The sequence below is a fragment of the Burkholderia sp. E168m23 genome, from assembly GCF_016586125.1.
Classification (GTDB): Bacteria; Pseudomonadota; Gammaproteobacteria; order Burkholderiales; family Burkholderiaceae; genus Burkholderia; species Burkholderia orbicola.
Genome location: NZ_BCPP01000799.1, coordinates 1 through 3,423, shown reverse-complemented (window position 1 = coordinate 3,423; position 3,423 = coordinate 1). Strand labels below are relative to the sequence as shown.

At 68.7% G+C, this 3,423-nt stretch carries 5 protein-coding genes; 4 read left to right on the top strand and 1 reads right to left on the bottom strand.

All coding sequences use genetic code 11. The features are described 5' to 3' along the window. The 4 genes from JMF90_RS29840 to JMF90_RS29825 all read left to right on the top strand — a co-directional run. Window positions 1-375 (top strand): cupin domain-containing protein (locus JMF90_RS29840; protein ID WP_201325797.1); only part of this gene is annotated, 375 nt, incomplete at its 5' end. 109 nt (window positions 376-484) lie between these two features. Then, window positions 485-1,489 (top strand): LysR family transcriptional regulator, encoded by a 1,005-nt coding sequence (locus JMF90_RS29835; protein ID WP_041489450.1) that lies wholly within the window; start codon window positions 485-487, stop codon window positions 1,487-1,489. Between the two features lie 205 nt (window positions 1,490-1,694). Beyond that, the gene (locus JMF90_RS29830; RefSeq protein WP_011548834.1) at window positions 1,695-2,450 is read left to right on the top strand and encodes an SDR family oxidoreductase; all 756 of its coding nucleotides are present in this window, start codon (window positions 1,695-1,697) and stop codon (window positions 2,448-2,450) included. A 23-nt stretch (window positions 2,451-2,473) separates the two neighbouring features. Then, window positions 2,474-2,989 (top strand): Ohr family peroxiredoxin, encoded by a 516-nt coding sequence (locus JMF90_RS29825; protein WP_011548833.1) that lies wholly within the window; start codon window positions 2,474-2,476, stop codon window positions 2,987-2,989. 61 nt (window positions 2,990-3,050) lie between these two features. On the opposite strand, the gene JMF90_RS29820 is transcribed toward JMF90_RS29825, so the two are convergent. Beyond that, window positions 3,051-3,423: PRC-barrel domain-containing protein (locus tag JMF90_RS29820; RefSeq protein ID WP_201325796.1), on the bottom strand; the 373-nt coding region annotated here is incomplete at its 5' end.

Here is a 3,423-nt window from a genome sequence, read left to right as displayed (position 1 = left end):
GCGCTCGTCGTCGCGGGCGCCGCGACCGGCGCCGTTCGCGCGGCGCCGTCGGCCATCGTCACGCCGCTGATGACGAAGCCGCTCGACGCATACCCGGGCAAGGAAGCGCAGATGATCTCCGTCGAGTATCCGCCCGGCGCGGTCGACCCGGTGCACCGCCACCACGCCGACGCGTTCGTCTATGTCGTCGAAGGGTCGATCGTGATGCAGGTGAAGGGCGGCGAGCCCGTCACGCTGACACCGGGCCAGACCTTCTACGAGGGCCCGAACGACCTGCACACGGTCGGACGCAACGCGAGCCGCACCCGGCCCGCGAAGTTCATCGTGCTGCTGTTGAAGGACCAGGGCGCGCCCGTGCTCGTGCCGGAAAAATAGCCGGCTCGCACCCCGCCGCACCCTTTTTGCAAAAATGCGGCGGGCGGTGTCACAGGCGGCAGCGCTGAAACGTCTAGTCGCATACGGACACCACGATTCCAGCGCCTCCATGCCCGACACTTCCATCCGCCGCCCCGATGCCGACGACCCGTTCGCGCGCAGCTTCTCGACCTGCTATGCCGGCGTGGTCACGTTCCTCGCCGTCGTCACCGAAGGCAGCTTCGCGCGCGCCGCCGATCGCCTCGGCGTCGGCCGCTCGTCGGTCAGCCGCCACGTGCAACGGCTCGAGGACCGGCTCGACGCACGCCTGTTCCAGCGCACCACGCGCAGCATGTCGCTGACGCGCGAAGGCGAGCTCTTCTACGAAAACTGCCGGCCCGGCATCGAGCATCTGGCGCAGGCGCTCGAGGACATGCGCGAGCTGCGCAGCGGGCCGCCGAGCGGACACCTGCGCGTCGGCTCGACCCCGGGCTTCGGCCGCAAGGTCATCGCGCCGCTGCTGCGCGATTTCCATGCGCAGTATCCGGACATCACGCTCGACCTGCTGCTGAACGACCGCCCGGCCGATTTCTCGGCCGACCGCATCGACGTCGCGTTTCGCGACGGCCGCATGGAGGACAGCGCGATCGTCGCGCGCCGGCTGATTCCGATGCAGATGATCGTCTGCGCGTCGCCGTCGTACGCGCACCGGCACGGCTTGCCGCGCCACGTCGACGAACTCGCGCGGCATCGCTGCATCAACCTGTGCACCGCGTCGGGCCGCGTGACGGAATGGGAATTCAGGATCGACGGGGTGACGCAGCAGCGCCAGCTCGCCGCGCATCACACGTTCAACGACATCGATCTCGTCGTGCGCGCGGCGCTCGACGGGCTCGGCATCGCGCAATTGCCCGCGTACCAGGTGTGCGACCTGCTCGCCGACGGCCGGCTGGTGAGCTGTCTCGGCCAGCACGCGCCGGACGACGGCGGCCACTATCTCTGCTACCTGAGCCGCAAGCACCTGCCCACGCGCATCCGCGTGTTCATCGACTACATGATCGAGCAGACGCGTGCGCGCGACCTGCAGTGCCTGACGACGATGACGACGATCGCGCCGCTGGAGACGATCGATTGATGCATGCACGGCAACATGATGAGGGCTTGCCGGCCTCTACCGGATCGCGCGGCGCATGCCTACGATGCGGGCTGTTCGACAGGCACGCGCATACGGCACTGCGCGGTTCGGCAAAGGGCCGGCGCAATCGCGCGAATGCGAGGGGTCCTGGTTTCGGCAGGTTCAAGCGGCGCGCATGTCGCGCGCCCGTTCAAGGAGAGCAATCGTGAAAATCGTCGTGATTGGTGGTACCGGCCTCATCGGCAGCAAAGTCGTCAGGAACCTGATCGCCCGCGGCCACGACGCGATGGCGGCCGCGCCGTCGACCGGCGTCGATACGATCACGGGTGCGGGGCTCGACGACGCGCTCGCCGGCGCGGAGGTCGTGGTCGATCTCGCGAATTCGCCGTCGTTCGAGGAAGCGGCCGTGAAGGCGTTCTTCGAGGCGTCGGGGCGCAACCTGTTCGCTGCGGAGCGCACGGCCGGCGTGCGGCATCACGTCGCGTTGTCGGTGGTCGGCACCGACCGGCTGCAGCAGAGCGCGTATTTCCGCGGCAAGATCATCCAGGAGAATCTGATCCGTGAAGCGGGCGTGCCGTACACGATCGTGCGCTCGACGCAGTTCTTCGAATTCGTCGGGGCGATCGCGCAGGCGGGCGCACAAGGCGACACGGTCCGATTGACCACCGCGCACTTCCAGCCGATCGCATCGGACGACGTCGCAGCCGCGGTGACCGATTTCGCGCTCGACGCGCCGCGCAACGGCATCGCCGAAATCGGCGGCCCCGAGCGCGTGCGGATCGCCGATCTGGTCGAGCGTTTCCTGTCGGCGACGCACGACGCGCGCACGGTGACGCGCGACGCCAGCGCCGACTACTTCGGCGCGGTGCTGCAGGACGACACGCTCGTGCCGGCGCCCGGTGCACGTCTCGGCGCGACGACCTTCGACGCGTGGTGCCGGCAGAACGCGCTCGCGCGCTGAACGCTGCAGCCGGATCGCACACCATGACGCCGCTGCGCCCGCCGCCGCTATCGCTGCTCGACCGGTATCGCGGACGAGAACCGCAAACGCTGTACTCGACGACGGTGACCGTCACGGGCGGTGCGGCCGAGCACGGCCGCGCATCGGGCGTCGCGCGTTCCGACGACGGGCGGCTCGATGTCGAGCTGCGCCTGCCGCCGGCACTCGGCGGCTCCGGCGACGGCCTCAACCCGGAGCAACTGTTCGCGGCCAGCTATGCGGCATGCTTTCACGGTGCGCTGAGCCTGCTGGCTGCACGGGCGGGCGTGTCGATCGCCGGCGCATCGGTGTCCGCATCGATCGACTTCTGCCGCGATCCGGTGGACGGGCTGTTCATGCTGAACGCGAACATTCGGGTGCGCCTGCCGGGCGTCGAGCGCGCGGTGGCGGAAGAACTCGTCCGCAATACGGAGCGTTTCAGCCCGTATACGAAGATGGCGCACGAGGGGATCAGCCACGTCGTGGCGCTGGCGCCGGCAGACGAAACGTCGAAGCGCTGAGCGAAAATGAAAATGCGGCGCCCGCCGCATCGCGCAACGGGCGCCGCATCGATACGACGAATCAGTGCTTTTCGTCGACCTTCTTCGGCTTCGGCGGCGACGGCACCTTCGCGTACTGGAACGCCGGCGTGGCCTTCAGCGCTTCCTTGGTCGCACCCGGCAGATAGATGTTGCCGTTGCGCACGTCGAGCGACGCGATCGGCACCGCGACGTCGTGCGCGGCCACGCCGAGGAAACCGCCGGCCGACACGATCGCGGCGGACACCGAGCCGTCCGGCGCGACGATCAGGTCGCGCACCTTGCCGACTTTCTGGTTCTCGTCGTTGTACACGGTCTTGCCGAGCACGCTCTTCTTCACGCTCCAGCCTTCGAGCAGCGCCTGCGATTGCTCGACGGTCACGCTGATCGGCTGAGCGCCCGCGATCTGCGCGTGC